Source organism: Vibrio harveyi NBRC 15634 = ATCC 14126 = KCTC 12724, assembly GCF_001591145.1.
Taxonomy (GTDB): Bacteria; Pseudomonadota; Gammaproteobacteria; order Enterobacterales; family Vibrionaceae; genus Vibrio; species Vibrio harveyi.
Window position 1 is genome coordinate 111,985 of sequence record NZ_BCUF01000003.1, and the last position, 19,165, is coordinate 131,149.

Consider the following 19,165-nt stretch of genomic DNA (forward strand, 5'->3'; position numbering starts at 1 on the left):
AATGAATATGTATAAGCAGAAAGGCGCGAGCCTCGTCGAGTTTATGATTGCATCCTCTTTAGGGCTGATTGCTCTAGCTATTGTTGGATCGCTTTACATCAGTGGACAAAAAGTGGCGATGGAGCGTTCCAAAGAGCTGATGTTACTGCAAAACACGGGCAGCGTATTAGCGATGTTAAGAAACGATATCCAACGAGCTGGCTTTAATGAAAGTGGCAGTGATTCAGTCAAAATTTCAGGTGCGACCGATACGATTTACACTCTTGATACTCCGGGGATGGGGTTGATTGCATACGCCTATCAAGTTGGGACTTCAGGTGCAGCACCACTTTATAAAAATGTTGTATATGAGCAGCGGATTAATACGCCCGAGTCTTTGTTTGTCTGTGAGAAAAAACAAACGACGATATGGAACGTCAGTCAAGTTATTGCGCTTTCTGGTACCGGTACATGCAATACGCTTTTTGATAAGAGAGCGATTCATATTAACCGCTTTGATCTTGCCGCTCGCACGCTGAAAAACACAGATGCTGAAAGCGCGGTAGTCACCATTACCTTAGGAACGGAATTAGTTGGCGCAACAAGTGTTCAAACAGAGCAGTCGTTTACCGTGAAGCAGAGGAACTGGCAGTAATGAGAAATCAACAGGGAGCCGCAGCATTATTAGTTGTGAGCGTGTTGCTGGTTGCGGCATTAATGATGTCACTGGGAAGCTACAAGTCCCTTTTCTATCAAATCAAACGTGCCAACAATCAAATTGAATCCAGACAAGAGCATTGGCGTGCAGAAGGCGGGTTAGAGTGTGTTTACAGCAAAACCAAACTAAATAAAGAATTGCCAACTAACGTCAATGACTGCATCACAGCGATGGGTCTTGATGCACTTACATTTTCCTCAGGTCCTTCAAGTCTCGTAACTTCAACGATTGGTCATCGGGAAACGAAAAAGACCATCAAGTTGCCTTCAAGTAGCGGGGCGGGGGCGATCAAATCTAAATCTGATCTGGTTATTAATGGTTCATATACGAGCTCTCCAGATCCGAGTAAAAGTCTCGGTAGTAATTTGTGGGAGTGCACCTCAGTTCTTTATTACAACTTTTTCTATGCTACCAGTGTAAGTACTTTTCACCCTTATCAGCTATCCGACAAACCTTATTCAAGTTTCCCTGATAGTCCTGCTGGACAGGAACAAAAATGTGCATCTACACACTACAGTTGGGGCACAAGTGTTGCGGCATCTAAGAGCGATTATCGCCAGTCTTCGGACATGGACCCATTTAAAGATGTCTTTGATGTCCCGCGTAGTGAATGGTTCGATGTGATGTCTGATAGCTCTTTGTTTGGATATGTACCTTTGTCGTTGAATGGTATGACATTGGACTCTGAAGCGGATCTTCCTTCTCCGGTATTCAATGATACTTGCGCGGAGGGGATAGTTAGCAATATCGAAAATGGAAAAGATCTCATTTGGGTTTACGGTGGTTGTGAAATAAACACGGCAGATTTCACGAGTATAAAGAACGCAATAGATAACAGCCTAGGGGGCAACGGAATAATCCTAGTTGTTCAAGACGGTATTTTTTCTACGATAGGGACACAGAATTTTAAAGGTATGCTTTACCATTTTATTTCTCCACTGTATGTCGACCCGACAACCGGGGCTACATTAGATTTTACCGACTGGGCAGCTTCCGCGAATGACCCAGCATTGGATGGCGTTATCGCGGCTTTAGATGCAACAGTGCCTATGGAAAAGACAAAGATTGGCTATTTTCAGCACGGAGCGTTTAACCCATTAGGAGGTTTTGTCATGGACGCGCCTGGAACATTTGCACTCTTCAATGCGGCTTTATCCTTCCAATACAATCGTGATGTTATTGACGAACCTTGGAAGAAGCTAAAGAAAGTATATTGGCAAAAGGGGTCTTGGAATGATCTCTAGACAACAAGGCTTTAGTTTAATTGAGGTGCTGATTTCTTTTCTTTTATTGGGCATTGGGGCGCTCGGACTCACTAAACTACAAATTTACATGGAACGTGAATCGGATTATGCGATTCATAGTATCGAGGCGTTGAGACTGGCTGAAAATCAACTTGAATGGTTCCGCTCTCGTGGTGCTTCTGAGGCGATGTCTACCATTACGCCTGCCAATTTTGCTTCGATTGCAACCGGATCTTCTGCTAGTGGATCTTATGTTGTTGAGTGGGAAGTTCCAGCAGCTACGGTTTCAGGATCGCTTAAGACCATTACTATCAAATCGAGTTGGGTTGACCGAATGGGGGAAACGCAATCAGTTGAATTGAAAACTATGATTTCGCGTCATAGTGAATTCGAAAAGTGATGGATTAGGTATTCCTCTTATAATTACTTTTATCGTTAATATTGACGCTTTTTATTGCCAAATTGCGTGGTTAATGGGTGGTTTTACAACTGTTAATGCGAATGGTGTGCTACTGTTTTTTTTATGTTTAATTGATATGGCGTTTTTGCAAAATATGTCTCCAAATATGGAAAAAAACATAGAACCTTGTGCTTTCTGAGGCGCTATTTACTAGAATGCTCTGTTGAAAATAGGCCGTTATAATTATTCAAATAGGCCATGGCACCAACATCATTCATATGGAGTTACGATGAGTAACCAAGCAGTAAATAAGGCACCGTCACCGAAGCCGAGCGGGATGGATCGCTTCCTGAACTTTATCGAACGAGCAGGTAACAAAATTCCTGATCCTGCGATTCTGTTCTTCTGGGCACTAATCATTACTTGGGCTGCGTCTGCACTTTTGTCGAATGTTTCTTTCGACCTTCTAAATCCTCGAACTGGCGAAGCTCTCACAATCACTAACCTTCTAACAGGCGAAGCACTAGCAAGTTTCCTTGCTAACATGGTGACAACGTTCACTGGCTTTGCACCACTTGGTATCGTTCTTGTAGCGATGTTGGGTGTAGGTGTTGCCGATTCTTCTGGCTTCATCACCACTGGTCTTAAGAAGATGCTGAACTTCACGCCAGCTAAACTTCTTACTCCAATGCTCATTCTTGTAGCAATCGTATCGCACACTGCGGCGGATGCGGGCTACGTTCTAGTTATTCCTCTTGGTGGTATCATCTTCCACGCGGCTGGGCGTCACCCTCTAGCGGGTATCGCGGCAGCGTTTGCAGGTGTATCGGGTGGTTTCTCTGCAAACTTCATCCCTTCTGGTATCGATCCTCTATTGGCTGGTTTCACGCAAACAGCTGCGCAGGTTCTAGATCCTGAGTACGTGGTTAACCCTCTAGCGAACATCTTCTTTACTGGTCTATCTTCAGTAATTATTGTGGCTATCGGTTGGTACGTAACTGAGAAAATCATCGAACCACGCCTAAAGAACACACCAATCGACGAAGACGCAGAGAAAGCACCAGATCTAGGTTCTTTCACTGAGCTTGAGTCTAAAGCGTTCCGTTACGCTGGTTGGGCAATGATGGCGGGTATCGCACTTCTTGTTGTAGCACTTATTCCAGAAAACTCTGCACTGCGTTCACCTGAAGGTGAAATCACAGCGTTCTCTGCGCCAATCATGAAGTCTATTGTTCCGTTGATCTTCATCCTGTTTATCATTCCGGGTTACGTTTACGGTCGCGTTTCTGGCACGTTTAAGACAAGTAACGACATCATCAAAGCGATGGCGGATACCATGTCCACTATGGGCGCATACATTGTAATGTCGTTCTTCTGTGCGCAGTTCCTATCTGCATTCGCGCAATCAAACATCGGTACGATGCTAGCGCTTTACGGTGCAGAAGGTCTGAAAGCAATGAACCTACCTGGTGAAGCTACTATCATCGGTATGATTCTTCTAACAGCTTCTGTAAACCTTCTAATCGGTTCTGCATCGGCGAAATGGGCTCTTATCGGTCCAATCCTAGTTCCTATGCTAATGGCTGTGGGTATCTCTCCTGAGCTATCTCAGGCGGCTTACCGCGTAGGTGACTCTGTATCGAACATCATTTCACCTCTGATGGTATTCTTCCCTCTAGTCGTGGTTTACTGTCAACGTTACGTGAAGTCGACAGGTATCGGTACGCTAGCATCGCTAATGATGCCATTCTCGATTGCAATGCTAATCGGCTGGTCAGTATTCCTAGTGGTTTACTGGATGCTAGGCATTCCTCTAGGTATCCAAGCGCCATACACTTACACAATGTAAATACCGTCATATTTGGCGCTGTAGCGTTGTTAACTGCGCAAGTTCACCCTAATCACATAGAGCCTCTATGCTCATAGGGCTGAACTTGCTTGTTGCCTAGCTACAACACCAACTATTTAGGTATTGGTAATTCGAAAGCGCTGGTCGAGAGACTGGCGCTTTTTTGTTTTGGGAGTCGGAACGGACTTTGCCCTTCGGGATACAAAATAAAGAGATCCCCAACTCGCTCGTACCTCGCTCTTGAGGATGACGATCAAACTGCTTTGAATCACGGTATTTGCACCCTAACAGGCAAAATCATCCCGCTTCCACTTCCCCTCTTTGAAGGTTAAAATCCACTTTCAATCACGATCTATCCCAAATTCCGGAGCTTCCTTTTGTCAGATTCTCAGTTTTCTCCTCAAGACGAACTATTTATGCGCCGTGCGATGGAGCTTGCCGAGCAAGCCGAAGCTGAAGGGGAAGTGCCAGTTGGCGCTGTGTTGGTAAAAGATGGAGAGGTTATTGCGGAAGGTTGGAACCGTTCTATTTGTGCTCACGATGCAACCGCACACGCCGAGATCCAGACATTACGAAAAGCAGGAGAAGCACTAGGTAACTATCGACTGCTTGATACGACTTTGTATGTCACGTTAGAGCCTTGTCCTATGTGTGCTGGTGCGTTGCTACATAGCCGAGTAAAGCGAGTGGTTTACGGTGCGCCTGATTTAAAAGCAGGGGCAGCAGGGACGGTATTGAATTTGTTCGAAAGCCAAGCGGCATACCATTACGCAACAGTAGAAAATGGATTGCTAGAAGAGGAGTGCCGTGCTCAGTTGCAAGCGTTCTTTAAGCGTCGTCGTAAAGAAATTAAAGCCAAAAAACAAGCGCAGAAAGCGTTAGATAATGAGCAGGATACAAAGGGCGAATAAATTCAGGCGAGTAAATTAAGGTTCGCGGCAATAATTCATCTCTTTAGCAAACACCTACTCGGAAGTAGATGTTTGCTTCAAGTTCTCAGTGATTCACTAGGTGAACGAAAACACGGTTACGTGCACTGACTTTCTTTTTCATACACGTAAGCTTGCGCTTACGGCGGTTAGCAGCCACTGTCTTATTCAAACGTTTTGACTGCACTCTGCGTTTTCTCATAATCAGAACCTCTTGCAGACAACGAACACACTCTCCGACACTCGCATAGCAAAGCGTCCGATTCATTATCAATTGATGACATTCTGGTGATGCACACTTCCGATGAAGGTGACATCGAGTGAGGAGAGGTGACCAAAAGAACTTACTTTTCTGCGCGCTTCGTATTGGTATGGCACCAAATAGCAACGCAAACTAGATAAGCTCGAAAGACTGGATTCTAGATAACTTTTTTTGTTGACTCAACAAAAAAATAGCGAGCTGTGAGCTCGCTATTTTCGAAAGGTTTATTCCGCCTCTGAAACAGGAATAGGTTCGGTTTTCGTCTCTGGTTTTTGCACTTCATTTGGTGTTGTGCTTTTAGCCCCTGAAACTTGCTCAGCCAAGGTTTCAACCGCCCCAGAAACCAATAGGTTTGGATCGAGTGGCGGAATGACCTGAAGATCTTCCGTATCTTCGTCAATGGCTGGTTTCTGACTGACATGACCAATGATCGATTGATAGTAACGGCGGATGTTTTCTACGTAGTTACGTGCTTCATCACCACGGGCATAACCGTAACGGGTTTGGCTGTAATAACGTTTCTGACGCAACAATGGTAGACGCTCTTTTACATCTGCCCATGCGTTTGGATCGCCGCCTTGCGCTTTAGTTAGGCGTCGTGCGTCCATCATATGACCATAGCCAACGTTGTAAGATGCCAACGCAAACCAAATCTTTTCGTGTTCATTAATGGAATCTGGTACACGAGCGACAATACGACGCAGGTATTCCACACCACCTCGAACAGACTGTTCTGGGGCAAGTCGGTCCGTTACTCCAACGCTCTTCGCAGTAGGCAATGTAAGCATCATCATTCCACGTACACCCGTCGGTGATTTTGCTTTTGGTTTCCAGTGGGACTCTTGGTAAGCCAATGCGGCGATCAAGCGCCAATCAAACTCTTCGCTGTATTTTTGGAATAGTGGTGCCCACTTAGGCAGGCTGTTGTCTAGCGCTCGGATAAAGGCGCGAGTATCGACATAATCAAATGCTTCAATATGACCGATGTACTTTTCTTCTAGTGTCGCCAACTCGCCTGACTGCTGGATATTGCCAAAGAATTCAATCAGCATCGCGTATAAGCTTTCATCTTCAGAGCGGCGAGTAAACCAAGAGACGGGTTGGTCTTCTGTTAGCTCAAAAGCAAGTGCAAGATCTGGGTATAAACGTTGAGCTAAAGACAATTCGACCGAGTCAGTTACAGTAAAACGCAGTTCACCCGTCGATACGTGTTTTAGCAAATCGCGAGTGTCTGCATCGCCAACAATCTCGAATTGAAGCTCTGGATATTCTTTTTGTAGTGACGTTAGTGTCGGAACAAACTGTGATTGTTCAACGATCTGTAGCGTTTCTGCACCTGCATTGGCATTTTCATCGACAGCCTTTTCATCTTTTGATTCTTGATACTTGATGAGCTGATCAATGTCGCGAGGACGAAGTTGTCCTTTCTTATATACCACCTGTTGGCTTACGTAGTAGTAGGCAGGTCCCGGACGGAAACGTTGCACCGCTTGCGAAGTTTGATTCAAACCTGTCGCAATGATGTCGATATCGCCTTTTTTGAGGGCAGGGAATAACTCGGCTTGACGGAAAGCAGGTTTGATTTCCAACTTCACGCCTAGTTGTTCTGCAAATTTACGTGCCAGTTCATAATCCAAGCCAGCAGGACCGTCTGGACCAATGTAGTAGGAGAGTTGGTTATTTAGCGTGCCAACACGTAGGACACCACGCTCTTGGATTTGCTCGAATTCACTTTTAGGTTCCGACTCAATCTGACAGGCAGAAAGTAAAAGCACAGAAGCGAAAAGTAGGGCGCTGCGCTTGAGTCGGTTGAACTGACTTATTTGCATTAATTCGGTACGTCTCGATAAATTTCTAGTTGCCTTTATATCAAAGCGCGCTGGTGGGGCAAAGTGAATCAGACAGATAGAGTGCGACATTGTGTGATTTATCGACATTTTAGTCGTAATTCAAATTTGGCAAAAAAAATGACGCAAACGGTTGCTTTTGGTGTTACATCACAAAAACAATTGCTATATAATGCGCTCGCAACGAAGAGGTGGCATCGGCATAGGTTTGAAAAACCTTCGGGAATAGCTTCGAAGAAAACAGTATAACCCACTGAATTTATTCCAATATCACCTTAATCACTTGCAATAAGAGACCTAAGCACATGAGAATTTTGCGTGGCTCCCCAGCTCTTTCTGAGTTTCGTGTTAATAAACTACTGGAACTATGTCGTGAACAAGATCTGCCTGTCACTGGCATTTACGCAGAGTTTATGCACTTTGCGGATCTAAAGTCTGACCTTGATGACCAAGAGTTGGAAAAACTGGAAAAATTGCTGACTTACGGTCCAACGATCGAAGAGCATGAGCCAGAAGGTCTTTTACTTCTTGTGACTCCTCGCCCGGGCACTATTTCGCCTTGGTCTTCTAAATCTACAGACATCGCCATCAACTGTGGTCTAGACAAAGTAAAACGTCTTGAGCGCGGCACAGCATACTACGTAGAAACAGCGACGCCTCTTAACGATGCTCAAATTGCAGATGTAAAAGCGCTCATCCATGATCGCATGATGGAAGTTACTTTTACTGACTTCGACGACGCAAGCGCATTATTCCAAGCTGCAGAACCTGCACCAGTGGCAGACGTTGACCTATTAAACGGCGGTCGTGCTGCGCTTGAAAACGCAAACGTTACCCTAGGTCTTGCACTTGCAGATGATGAAATAGAATACCTTTACGATGCGTTCGTAAATAAGCTTGAACGTAACCCGACTGATATTGAGCTAATGATGTTTGCACAAGCGAACTCAGAGCACTGTCGTCACAAGATCTTCAATGCAGATTGGACTATCGACGGTGTTAAGCAAGAGAAGTCTCTGTTCAAGATGATCAAAAACACGTTTGAAACCACACCAGAAAACGTACTGTCTGCGTACAAAGATAACGCAGCAGTTATGGTGGGTTCAGATGTAGGTCGTTTCTTCCCGAACCCAGAAACTCGCCAGTACGGTTACAGCCAAGAGAAAGCGCACATCCTAATGAAGGTGGAAACGCACAACCACCCGACAGCGATCTCTCCATGGCCAGGCGCTTCTACTGGTTCAGGCGGTGAGATCCGTGATGAAGGCGCGACTGGTATCGGTGGTAAGCCAAAAGCAGGTCTTGTTGGCTTCACTACTTCTAACCTACGTATTCCTGGTTTTGAGCAGCCATGGGAAACAGATTTCGGTAAGCCGGGTCGTATCGTTAATGCTTTAGATATCATGCTAGAAGGTCCACTTGGTGGCGCGGCGTTCAACAACGAATTTGGTCGTCCAAACCTACTTGGCTACTTCCGTACTTACGAAGAGAAAGTTAACTCTCACGCAGGTGAAGAGGTTCGTGGTTACCACAAGCCAATCATGATTGCTGGTGGTATGGGTAACATCCGTGACGAGCACGTTCAGAAGAAAGAGATCCCCGTAGGTGCAAGCCTAATCGTACTTGGTGGTCCTGCAATGAACATCGGTCTTGGCGGTGGTGCTGCTTCTTCAATGGCATCTGGTCAATCAGCAGAAGACTTAGATTTCGCTTCAGTACAGCGTGAAAACCCAGAGATGGAGCGTCGCTGTCAGGAAGTGATCGACCGTTGTTGGCAACTTGGTGATGCTAACCCAATCGCATTCATCCACGATGTGGGTGCGGGCGGTATCTCTAACGCACTTCCAGAGCTTGTCGACGATGGCGAACGTGGTGGTATTTTCCAACTGCGTGACGTACCAAATGACGAACCAGGCATGAGCCCACTTGAGATCTGGTGTAACGAATCTCAAGAACGCTACGTAATGGCGGTTGCGCCAGAGAACATGGAAGTATTCGATGCAATCTGTAAGCGTGAGCGCGCACCATACGCAGTAGTAGGCATCGCAACTGAAGAGCGTGAGCTTAAACTTGAAGATTCACACTTCGAGAACACGCCAATTGACATGCCAATGGATGTGCTTCTTGGTAAGACGCCTAAGATGCACCGTGATGCGAAAACGCTAAAAGCAAACAACCCGGCGGTTAACCGTGACGGCATCGAGCTGAACGAAGCCGTGGATCGCGTTCTACGCCTTCCAACGGTTGCAGAAAAAACATTCCTAATCACTATCGGTGACCGCACGGTAACAGGTCTTGTCGCGCGTGACCAAATGGTTGGTCCGTGGCAGGTTCCAGTAGCAAACTGCGCGGTAACTGCAGCAAGTTACGACACTTACCACGGTGAAGCAATGTCGATGGGTGAGCGTACACCAGTTGCTCTATTAGACTTTGGTGCATCGGCTCGTCTAGCGGTTGGTGAAGCAATCACAAACATTGCAGCGACAAACATCGGTGATATCAAACATATTAAACTGTCTGCAAACTGGATGTCTCCAGCCGGTCACCCGGGTGAAGATGCAGGTCTTTACGAAGCGGTGAAAGCTGTGGGTGAAGAGCTATGTCCAGCACTTGGTCTGACTATCCCTGTGGGTAAAGACTCAATGTCGATGAAGACCAAGTGGGAAGAGAACGGCGAACAGAAAGAAGTAACCTCTCCGCTATCTCTCATCATCACTGCGTTTGCTCGTGTTGAAGATGTTCGTAAGACCATCACTCCGCAATTGCGCACAGATAAAGGTGACACGTCACTGGTTCTTATCGACCTAGGTAACGGGCAAAACCGTCTAGGCGCAACAGCACTTGCGCAGGTTTACAAGCAGCTTGGTGATAAGCCAGCAGATGTAGACAACGCAGCACAACTGAAAGGTTTCTACGAAGGAGTTCAAACTCTAGTAGCAAACGATCAAGTAGTGGCTTACCACGATAAAGGCGATGGCGGTCTATTTGTAACGCTTGCAGAGATGGCGTTCGCTGGTCACTGTGGTGTTAAAGCAGACATCGCCGACCTAGGTGAAGATGTACTAGCAGCACTATTCAACGAAGAGTTGGGTGCAGTGCTTCAGGTTAAAAACGATGACCTAGACGCTGTACTTTCAACGCTAGCAGCGAACGGTCTTGAAGCATGTTCTCACGTAATCGGCTCAGTCGAAGCATCTGATGAGCTAGTGATTACTTCTGGTGACACAGTGGTTCTTGAGCGTAACCGTACTGAACTACGTACTATCTGGGCTGAGACGACGCATAAGATGCAAGGTTTACGCGATAACCCAGCATGTGCTGACCAAGAGCATGAAGCGAAGAAAGACAACTCTGACCCAGGTCTAAACGTTAAGCTAAGCTTCGACGTAAACGAAGACATTGCAGCGCCTTACATCGCGGGTTCTATGGTAAATACCGGTGCGAAGCCTAAGATGGCTATTCTGCGTGAGCAGGGCGTTAACTCTCACGTAGAAATGGCAGCAGCGTTTGATCGTGCAGGTTTCGAAGCGACTGATATTCACATGAGCGACATCCTAACAGGTCAAGCGGCTCTGGATGAGTACCACGGTCTAGTGGCTTGTGGTGGCTTCTCTTACGGTGACGTACTTGGTGCGGGTGAAGGTTGGGCTAAGTCTATTTTGTTCAATGCACAAGCTCGTGAACAGTTCCAAAGCTTCTTTAATCGTGACAACACATTTTCTCTAGGTGTGTGTAACGGCTGTCAGATGTTATCGAACCTGAAAGAGCTAATCCCAGGTGCAGACCTATGGCCACGCTTTGTTCGTAATGAATCTGAGCGTTTTGAAGCGCGCTTTAGCTTAGTTGAAGTTCAGAAGTCTGATTCTGTATTCTTTGACGGCATGGCGGGTTCTCGTATGCCTATCGCAGTTTCTCACGGTGAAGGTCGTGTAGAAGTACGTGATGCTGACCATCTAGCAGCGATTGAAGCATCAGGTACCGTTGCAGTTCGTTACGTGGACAACCACGGTAATCCAACGCAGCAATACCCGAATAACCCGAACGGCTCGCCAAACGCTATTACGGGTCTAACGACTCAAGATGGTCGTGTCACAATCATGATGCCGCACCCTGAGCGTGTGTTCCGCACAGTAGCGAACTCATGGGCTCCAGAAGGTTGGGGCGAGAATGGTGCTTGGATGCGTATGTTCCAAAACGCACGTAAGAACATCGGCTAATTACGGCGTAGTCCAAGGTTAACGAAAAGAATAAAGCGCTGGTTGAAAGACTGGCGCTTTTTTATTTAAGGGAATCGAGAACGTCTCCCGTCTCCCTTAAAAAACTTGCAGCGTTTCGGTAACTTTTATGCTCTAATACCGCGCTTACCAAGGGATGGTGTTAAACAGCTCAGCTTAGATGGAGTTATCAAGTTGACCGAATCCCTGATTAATCCCTTAGGAAATGAAAGAAATGTCTAAAAATCCAAAATTTGCTATCCGCGTAACTGAAAAACGTAACGGCTGGAGCGCAGAGATCACTCGTCAAGTGACATCTCGTAAGACAGTAGTATCAAAACGTGAAACTGGTTTTGACAGCGAAGAGAAAGCACAAGCTTGGGCTGAGCAAGAACTTGCGGGTTTTGTTCAAAACCAAGTTGTTCGTAACGAGCGTAAAGCAGCACAGCGTCAAGAGCGTGAAGCTGAGCAACTAGCGGCGAAAGTTCGCAAAGAAGAAGCTCGCAAAGCGCGTGAAGTAGAAGCTGACGAAGAGTAATCTCAGCTTACTAGATGGCTTATCTGTGCCGTCGATTATGAATTAAAAAATGCCCTGAGATCATCTCGGGGCATTTTTGTTTGTGTCGTTTAAAAGCAGTCCGAAGATATCGAAAAGCTCACCGAACCTTCTGCAGGGGCTGCAAATTGTTTATTACCGGCAAGCAATTGAGGATTATTCGAATAGGTTCGATGCTTGTGGCTGTTTTTGGGAGTATGTACGGGCGGCAAATCGATGTTATGCAAGCCGTCAGAAAGATCTTTGGCTTCCCCATAATCATAATCTCTCGCTTCCGTTATCTCTCCTTTTGTGTATTGGCAATGATCGGGTTTGCCATCTTCTTTCCACGTTAAACCATCTGTTTGAGCATCAAGATCTAAGTTGTCTGTCACAGTGGCAGCGTAATGATCTTCTAATTGCTGGCGCTTACTGTGTTCTTCCAAATATTGAGAGATATTGTCTTGTGAAATACTCGCAGCATGCGGAGAGGCTAGGGCAGCGACAAATAACATTTGTTTCCATGTCAGCGTTTTTCTTCGAAGGCTCATAAGTCTCGTATGTAAAATGAGGGTGATAGACCCAAGTCACTCTGGCTGAATCAAGCATTTTGAGGTTACTTGGATATAAACGAAAACTCGGAGCCATTCATAGCCCCGAGCTGGTTGAAGACCAATACAGATAATGTGATTAATTAGTACTGGTAAGTCAGTTTAAGTTTAACTTCACGACCCGGTGAAGGCACGCCGTTAGATAGGTAGGCTTCATAGTAACGGTCAGTTAGGTTTTTCACGATCGCTCCAACGCTCAAGCCTTTGACTTGTTGCACATCCCAAACGACATACGCATTTTGCAGCGTATATTGCTCACTAGGCGATTTTACTTTCAGGTTGTTACCCTCTGCCTTCGTTTTGGTTTGTGCATCGTACCAACGTACTTCCCAACCTGAGCGTAGACCTGGGAGCCATTCGTAACCGAAGCCTAGGTTGATGTTCAATGGTGGTACATCTGGGTGATCGTCATCAGAACCAGTGGAGTCAGATAGACTACCTTTGTTTTTACCACGTACGTAACTCGCTGAAAAATCAGTATAGAAATCTGAAATACGGTACTGTGAAATCAACTCAAAACCGTAGTTTTTGAACCCATCTAAGTTCGTATTCCAGCTTTGGTTTTCTGTACTGTTTTTATCTAGATTTGCACCTGTTCGGATATCGACCGTGTCATTTACGTCGTTGTAAAACACGGTAAACTCCGTTGCAAGGTTGTCACGGTCACTGACGAGACCTTCGGTTAAATTGATCACGCTCGCTTGGTAGGCATGAATGCGCGAAACATCCAGATCTCTTGCTGTTGCTGTCGCCGTAGCGCGGGAATATTGTACAGAGTAGATGTTATCAACCGTTGGCGCTTTTAATGCGTATGCGTAAGAGAAATTCAAACGCGTATTATTAGTGGCATCAAAATCGATATCGAGACGCGGACTAAAGCCTTTGTGGCTCGTCTCACTGTAGTCATGTCCAGCCGCCGGGTCGTTGTAGTCTGGCGCTGCATTGCCTTTACCTTCGCTGGTGATGTATTCATAACGCAAAGATGGCGTGATGGTTAGACGATCGGTCGCTTGGTAATGGTCTGCTACATAAGCGGCGTAAATCGTCTGTATACCCGATGGTTCGTAATAAGGCGTGTACCAGCCGTAGTTCTTTGCTTCTTTTTTGGCATACGATTTATTGAAGACCAGTGAATCGCGATCAGTTTTTTGGTACTGAAGACCAGTGACTAGTGCGTGATCTCCAATTTGTGCTTGGTTGAAGACATCAACGTAATCGCGTTCGTAACTTAGCCAAGACTCGTGACCGTAGCTGCCGACAGAGACGAACATTTTTTCGAATGCAACATCAGGGCGTACCCAGTGGCGATCGTTTTCAGAGCGTGCCATTTTGATGTTGAAATCAATGTAAGGATTGGAAGGCATGTAATGGTAAGAGAGCGTTGTCGTATTGTCGGTGTATTTGTTGTCGACCGTGTACGCGTATTTCGCCTTCTCCAATGAGCCATATTTTTTGATGTTGTAGTCGGAAATATTCGGCATTTTTCCACGACGGTTCGCCCAAGGTTTGCGACCTTCGTCTTTGTAGCGCGTATGACTGATTTCGAACTCGTGGTCGTCATTTTCATAGCCGACTTTCACCAGCATGTTTTCTTGCTCGTAACCCGAGTAATCCAACGTTTCACCGCCGCCAACTTGGATGTCATCTGAATCTTTTACCGAGCCATTGGCTAAGAAGTAGAAGCCGGCGTCGTTCTTGCCGTATAAGGACAAGGTGTATGAGTTTTCATCACCATTATTGTTATAGCCAGTGGAAACACGAGCACCAAAGTTACGATCGCCATCGAGGAGATCATCGACACTTTTCGTTTTGATACGGATGGAGCCACCAAATTTACCATTCAATGCGCGATAGTCGTGCGCGCCTTTGATGATCTCTGCCTCACCAATTAAGAACGGGTCAAAGAAGAAGGTACCGTAACGGTATTGTTGGAAGCCGATAGGTGCGCCATCAACAAATACAGCGATGTCACTTGGGTCATCAAAACCGCGGATATTGATACGTTCCCCCCCAGAGCGAGCGCCACCATCTAATGTTGCTCCTGGCACGGAGTCGATCATATCTGCAAAATTGGAATACTGCTGTTCCTCGATAAGAGACCAATCAATGGTCGTTTGAGCAGGTTCTGCAACAGTGATTGGTTTCGCGTAATGCACACCAATGACTTCAAGCTCTTCATCTGAGCCTTCTGCTGCATAGGAAGCAAGGGAGTTGAGCACTGCGAGCGAAACAAGGCTTACCTTGAAGCCATGAGTGGATAAACGTTTCATATTCGTCATTTATAGTAATTTGATTAGGCGAGGATTATATGAATGCTGCACAAATTAATAAATGATAATGAGATTAATTATCAATGGTGTTTTTTTGAATGCCTGTAAAGTTTTATATCCACCAAATGACGGTAAAACAGATTTTGATAGGGATTAAGATATGTAGGGGAGTGAATGTGTCTATCTTTTCGCCACAAAAAAGCCCAGATGAATTTCTGGGCTTTCAGTTTATGCAAAAACTTATTGCTGAGTTTCTAGCGGAATTTGCCCTGTCGTGACTTGATCAACATCGAACTCTGTTAGCTCTTCAATATAGCTTTCTACGGTTTGTTCAACGACATCATCGTCTTGTTTGAAGTAAGCAATGTGGAAGATTGCATCACCTTCGTTAACTAGAGGCAGTGTTTGCTGACCGATCACGATACCGCCTTTTGGTGCAACCAGTTCAAGTTCGTCGTGACCAAGCGGCGAGCTGATGTATGCGAGTGTTTCACCTTCTTCAACTTTGTCACCTAGGTTCACGACAGTACGCAGAATACCGTTACCTGATGCACGTACCCAACTGGTGGATTTTGCGATAATTGGCTCTGGTAGCTTTTTGCGGCTTGCGCGAAGCATGCCGATGGCTTGCATGACGCGCTGCACGCCAAGTACACCTGCGCTGATAGATAGAGGGTCAAAGCGCAGAGCTTCACCAGCTTCATAAGTTAGCACTGGGATATCGCATTTTTCAGCTTCACTACGCAAAGAGCCATCACGCAGTGCCGAGTCTACGATCACTGGTGTGGCAAACGCTTTTGCGATTCGCAGTGTTTCTGGATTACTCAGGTTCGCACGGATCTGCGGTAGGTTAGTACGGTGAATCGCTCCCGTATGAAGATCCAAGATGTAATCACAGCGTTTGGCGATATTGTTAAAGAACCCATGCGCCATGCGAGATGCCAATGCACCTTTTTCGCTTCCTGGGAAGCAACGGTTTAGGTCGCGGCGGTCCGGTAGGTAGCGTGACTTATGAATAAAACCAAATACGTTCACAATAGGAACCGCAATCACGGTGCCTTTCAGCTTTTGCGGATCCAGTTGGTTGATCATCTGACGAACGATTTCTACGCCATTAAGCTCATCACCATGGATCGCCGCATTCACCATTAGCACGGGACCTTCTTGTTTACCATGGATGATTTCCACAGGAATAGAAAGTGGTGAGTGCGTGTAAAGCTGTGCTGCTTCAAATTCGGTTTCTAGTCGTTGTCCTGGTTGTACTTGATGCCCGAGTAGCTCAAATACTTTGCTTTTTTTACTTCTGGCCATAAACCATCTCTGTCAAATACGTTAGCAACAATGTAACAACTGGTTCAAAATCACACTAATCATTCTTCTTTAGGTGACGAAAAATAATTTTTATTGAAAAGATTAAAGTTTCACCAGATGTATGAGTTGTGTAAGCACATTGGGTTAATTTCTGTGTTTATTGAGTGGCTGTACGCTGTGTTTTAAAGTAGCACATTCATCGAATAAATAAGGCTGTGTTAAATTTAATACTCATATTTTTTTGAAGAAAAACTGACTTTTACCTATGGTTTTAATCCGCTAATATCCCCGCCGAATTTTTGACCTAATACTATTTAACTAGAGGTTTTGATGAAAAAGGCGTTCGCTAAAATTGGCGCATTGACTGCAGTCGCAGTTTCTCTTTCTGGCTGTGTGGGCAGTAATGCAGTGACAGGTTACGTAATGGGCTTTAACCTAAAAGCAGTAGATAACCGTTACGCTCGTGGTGGTCTAAACATGCTTTTGGCGCCTGTTTATGGTGTTGCTGTTGCAGCGGATTACATCGTATTCAACTCTCTAGAATTCTGGACTGGTAAAAACCCACTAAACGGTAAGCCACACATCTTTGATACCAAGATGGATACTTACATCGACGTGAACCACCAGTTAGACAAATCTCTAACGACTGCACCGATCGGTCCTCTAACGCACAACCGTGTTATCGAGCAAGGTCAAATGCAACAGATCGACGAGAACACCGTTCAGATGGACATTACATACAACAACGGTGACAAAGCGACACTAATGGGCGTTCGTGAAGGTGACTTCGTTACTTACTACATCGATGGTGAAGTGGTTGCTAAAACTTCTATGGATGAGCTAGCGGCATACGCGCAAACTCGCGCATAGTTTGCGATACTCTTGTTATAAAGAGTCTGTAATAAAAAGCTCACAATAAAAAAAGGGTGCCGAGGCACCCTTTTGTGTTTTTCGCGTATTGGTTTGAATTACGCTTTTTCAGGAATGGCTTCAAGAAGCGCAACCATTTGGTCCCAGAACAGTTGAACGGTATCGATCTTCACTTTCTCATCTGGAGAATGAGGGAACTTGATGGTTGGACCGAAAGAAACCATATCCATGTTCGGGTAAGGTTCTTTGAACAGACCACATTCAAGACCTGCGTGGATAACCATGATGTTTGGCTTGTGACCGTAGATGCCTTCGTACATATCACGGAAAATTGCCATGATCTCTGAATCAGCATCTGGTTTCCAGCCTGGGTAAGCGCCAGAGAATTCAATTTGAGCACCAGCCAGTTCAGCGACAGATTGAAGCATACCTTCAACTTGGCTACGACCTGAGTCGATCAGGGAACGAATTAGGCATAGAACGGTTACTTTGTTCTCTTCTGTTGTGATAACACCAACGTTAAGTGATGTTTCAACCACGCCTTCAACTTCATCACTCATACGCATTACACCGTTTGGACAAGCGTTCAATGCTGCGATGAAACGTTGTTGGTCTGCAATCGCAAACACTTGTGCATCTGTTGCAACTTCTTCGTTGAAAGTCACGATGTCTGTTTCAATTTTACCAAGCTCTGTTTTTAGTAACTCAGTGTAGTAGTTGAACAGTTCCGCTAGTTTATCTTGATTTTCTGCCGGTAGTGCTACAGTTACAAAAGCTTCACGAGGAATCGCGTTACGTAAACTACCGCCACGGAATTCAACCAGGCGAAGATCCAACTCTTGCGCGTGACCAGCGAGGAAGCGACCAATCAGTTTGTTTGCGTTACCGCGACCTGTATGGATGTCACAGCCAGAGTGACCGCCTTTTAGACCTTTCAGTGTTAGTTGACGAGTAATAAAGCCCGCTGGAATTGCGTCACGAGTAATATCGAAGGTCATTGCGCCATCGATACCTCCTGCACAACCCATGTACACTTCGCCTTCTTGTTCTGAGTCTGTATTTAGAAGGATATCGCCTTTCAACCAGCCAGCTTCAAGACCAAATGCACCTGTCATGCCTGCTTCTTCATCAATAGTCAGTAAAACTTCAATAGGACCGTGCTTGATCTCTTTAGAAGCAAGTACAGCAAGACAAGAAGCCATGCCGATGCCGTTATCTGCACCTAGCGTTGTGCCCTTTGCTGTTACCCATTCACCATCGATGTATGGCTGAATTGGATCTTGAGTGAAGTCGTGATCAGTGTCTTCGTTCTTTTGTGGCACCATGTCGATGTGTGCTTGAAGCACTACACCTTTTTTGTTTTCCATACCTGGTGTCGCAGGTTTTTTAATGAACACGTTGCCAGTTGGATCGCGGCGTACGTCAAAACCTTGCTCTGTTGCCCAAGTAACAATGTACTGTGCTAGAGCTTCTTCATGTTTTGAAGGGTGAGGGATTGAACAAATCTTATCGAAAAACTGCCAAAGTGGAGCAGGTGATAAGGTACTGATTTCAGAATGGAATTCAGACACGGAAGACTCCTTTTGATGTGCTTTGCCAAATTTAAACCGTAAATTTAATGAGTGTTTAGCAGTAAATGCTAATCGGTATTGGCTTGGAATTGCCCTCAGCATACCACCAGAAAAGCGGTTCTAGTAGTTGTGGTGAAAAGGATTTGCCCTAGAACTGTCACAGATTATGAACACAACGTAATACACCAATGCAACGAGCTTAGTATGTTCTGAAAGTTTGTTTAATTTTTAATTTACTAAACTGTAATTTAATTACAGTTAATTCTTGATGGAGGTCAATTTATTAAGTTTTTGTGATTCTGGTCACTAAAATGCTTGTAATTAAATTTCTGGGTGGTATATTTGTAACCAGCTTCTGAGAGAAGAATGAAATGCTCAAAGGATGAGTCCGTTTATCGCCTCCAAGGAACTGAGAAATCAACCAAATTAACAGTATTAATTGATTTAGAAGGTGATATTTATGAAAGGTTTACCAAGTGCAATGTTCTGGAACAGCAAATCTGTTTACACCGGTAACTTTGTATACCCAACAAGCTTTGGTTACTAATTGAAGCC

General features: G+C 45.3%; 14 protein-coding genes. 9 read left to right on the top strand and 5 right to left on the bottom strand.

Annotated elements, in window-relative coordinates:
• The first annotated feature begins 7 nt into the window (after positions 1-7).
• The 5 genes from VHA02S_RS02620 (at position 8) to tadA (ending at position 5,101) form a co-directional block, all read left to right on the top strand.
• The gene (locus VHA02S_RS02620; RefSeq protein WP_005447638.1) at positions 8-634 is read left to right on the top strand and encodes a PilW family protein; all 627 of its coding nucleotides are present in this window, start codon (positions 8-10) and stop codon (positions 632-634) included.
• Entirely contained in the window at positions 634-1,941 is a 1,308-nt protein-coding gene (locus VHA02S_RS02625; protein WP_005447637.1) for a hypothetical protein, read from the top strand. Before VHA02S_RS02620 ends, VHA02S_RS02625 begins: the two co-directional genes overlap by 1 nt.
• Positions 1,931-2,341 (top strand): type IV pilus modification PilV family protein, encoded by a 411-nt coding sequence (locus VHA02S_RS02630; RefSeq protein ID WP_005447635.1) that lies wholly within the window; start codon positions 1,931-1,933, stop codon positions 2,339-2,341. Before VHA02S_RS02625 ends, VHA02S_RS02630 begins: the two co-directional genes overlap by 11 nt.
• Positions 2,342-2,630: 289 nt before the next feature.
• Entirely contained in the window at positions 2,631-4,190 is a 1,560-nt protein-coding gene (locus VHA02S_RS02635; protein ID WP_005447634.1) for an AbgT family transporter, read from the top strand.
• 377 nt (positions 4,191-4,567) lie between these two features.
• Entirely contained in the window at positions 4,568-5,101 is a 534-nt protein-coding gene (gene tadA / locus VHA02S_RS02640) for a tRNA adenosine(34) deaminase TadA (protein WP_005447631.1), read from the top strand.
• Between the two features lie 504 nt (positions 5,102-5,605).
• Here tadA and mltF read toward each other — a convergent pair.
• Positions 5,606-7,210: a membrane-bound lytic murein transglycosylase MltF gene (gene mltF, locus VHA02S_RS02645; protein ID WP_038898508.1), complete on the bottom strand. Its 1,605-nt coding sequence runs from the start codon at positions 7,208-7,210 to the stop codon at positions 5,606-5,608.
• Positions 7,211-7,533: 323 nt separating this feature from the next.
• On the opposite strand from mltF, the gene purL reads away from it, so the two are divergent.
• A complete protein-coding gene (gene purL / locus VHA02S_RS02650; protein WP_005447626.1) occupies positions 7,534-11,445 on the top strand; it encodes a phosphoribosylformylglycinamidine synthase in 3,912 nt (1,303 codons plus the stop codon).
• A gap of 232 nt (positions 11,446-11,677) precedes the next feature.
• Positions 11,678-11,980: a DUF3622 domain-containing protein gene (locus tag VHA02S_RS02655; protein WP_005447624.1), complete on the top strand. Its 303-nt coding sequence runs from the start codon at positions 11,678-11,680 to the stop codon at positions 11,978-11,980.
• Positions 11,981-12,069: 89 nt separating this feature from the next.
• On the opposite strand, the gene VHA02S_RS02660 is transcribed toward VHA02S_RS02655, so the two are convergent.
• From VHA02S_RS02660 to VHA02S_RS02670, 3 genes are all read right to left on the bottom strand, one after another.
• Positions 12,070-12,492, bottom strand: a complete 423-nt coding sequence (locus tag VHA02S_RS02660; protein WP_038898509.1) for a hypothetical protein — start codon at positions 12,490-12,492, stop codon at positions 12,070-12,072.
• 179 nt (positions 12,493-12,671) lie between these two features.
• Positions 12,672-14,858 carry a TonB-dependent receptor domain-containing protein gene (locus VHA02S_RS02665; RefSeq protein WP_038898510.1) on the bottom strand — a complete coding sequence of 729 codons (2,187 nt, stop codon included), beginning with the start codon at positions 14,856-14,858 and terminating at the stop codon, positions 12,672-12,674.
• 240 nt (positions 14,859-15,098) lie between these two features.
• Complete coding sequence (locus VHA02S_RS02670; RefSeq protein ID WP_005447618.1) at positions 15,099-16,169, bottom strand: succinylglutamate desuccinylase/aspartoacylase family protein; 1,071 nt, start codon at positions 16,167-16,169, stop codon at positions 15,099-15,101.
• A 330-nt stretch (positions 16,170-16,499) separates the two neighbouring features.
• On the opposite strand from VHA02S_RS02670, the gene VHA02S_RS02675 reads away from it, so the two are divergent.
• Entirely contained in the window at positions 16,500-17,039 is a 540-nt protein-coding gene (locus tag VHA02S_RS02675) for a DUF3332 domain-containing protein (RefSeq protein WP_005447616.1), read from the top strand.
• Positions 17,040-17,137: 98 nt separating this feature from the next.
• Here the strand turns inward: VHA02S_RS02675 and VHA02S_RS02680 are convergent, their stop codons facing one another.
• A complete protein-coding gene (locus tag VHA02S_RS02680; protein WP_038898511.1) occupies positions 17,138-18,610 on the bottom strand; it encodes an aminoacyl-histidine dipeptidase in 1,473 nt (490 codons plus the stop codon).
• A gap of 460 nt (positions 18,611-19,070) precedes the next feature.
• Here VHA02S_RS02680 and vcdP point away from each other — a divergent pair, with 460 nt between their 5' ends.
• Complete coding sequence (gene vcdP, locus VHA02S_RS26595) at positions 19,071-19,157, top strand: small protein VcdP (RefSeq protein WP_017188447.1); 87 nt, start codon at positions 19,071-19,073, stop codon at positions 19,155-19,157.
• Positions 19,158-19,165 lie beyond the last annotated feature (8 nt).

Bases quoted from the DNA above. Each gene is read 5' to 3' on its own strand.
- VHA02S_RS02660 (WP_038898509.1), bottom strand. From the start codon at position 12,492: ATGTTATTTGTCGCTGCCCTAGCCTCTCCGCATGCTGCGAGTATTTCA.
- mltF (WP_038898508.1), bottom strand. From the start codon at position 7,210: ATGCAAATAAGTCAGTTCAACCGACTCAAGCGCAGCGCCCTACTTTTC.
- vcdP (WP_017188447.1), top strand. From the start codon at position 19,071: ATGAAAGGTTTACCAAGTGCAATGTTCTGGAACAGCAAATCTGTTTAC.
- VHA02S_RS02655 (WP_005447624.1), top strand. From the start codon at position 11,678: ATGTCTAAAAATCCAAAATTTGCTATCCGCGTAACTGAAAAACGTAAC.
- VHA02S_RS02665 (WP_038898510.1), bottom strand. From the start codon at position 14,858: ATGAAACGTTTATCCACTCATGGCTTCAAGGTAAGCCTTGTTTCGCTC.
- VHA02S_RS02675 (WP_005447616.1), top strand. From the start codon at position 16,500: ATGAAAAAGGCGTTCGCTAAAATTGGCGCATTGACTGCAGTCGCAGTT.
- VHA02S_RS02620 (WP_005447638.1), top strand. From the start codon at position 8: ATGTATAAGCAGAAAGGCGCGAGCCTCGTCGAGTTTATGATTGCATCC.
- VHA02S_RS02635 (WP_005447634.1), top strand. From the start codon at position 2,631: ATGAGTAACCAAGCAGTAAATAAGGCACCGTCACCGAAGCCGAGCGGG.
- VHA02S_RS02670 (WP_005447618.1), bottom strand. From the start codon at position 16,169: ATGGCCAGAAGTAAAAAAAGCAAAGTATTTGAGCTACTCGGGCATCAA.
- VHA02S_RS02625 (WP_005447637.1), top strand. From the start codon at position 634: ATGAGAAATCAACAGGGAGCCGCAGCATTATTAGTTGTGAGCGTGTTG.
- purL (WP_005447626.1), top strand. From the start codon at position 7,534: ATGAGAATTTTGCGTGGCTCCCCAGCTCTTTCTGAGTTTCGTGTTAAT.
- VHA02S_RS02630 (WP_005447635.1), top strand. From the start codon at position 1,931: ATGATCTCTAGACAACAAGGCTTTAGTTTAATTGAGGTGCTGATTTCT.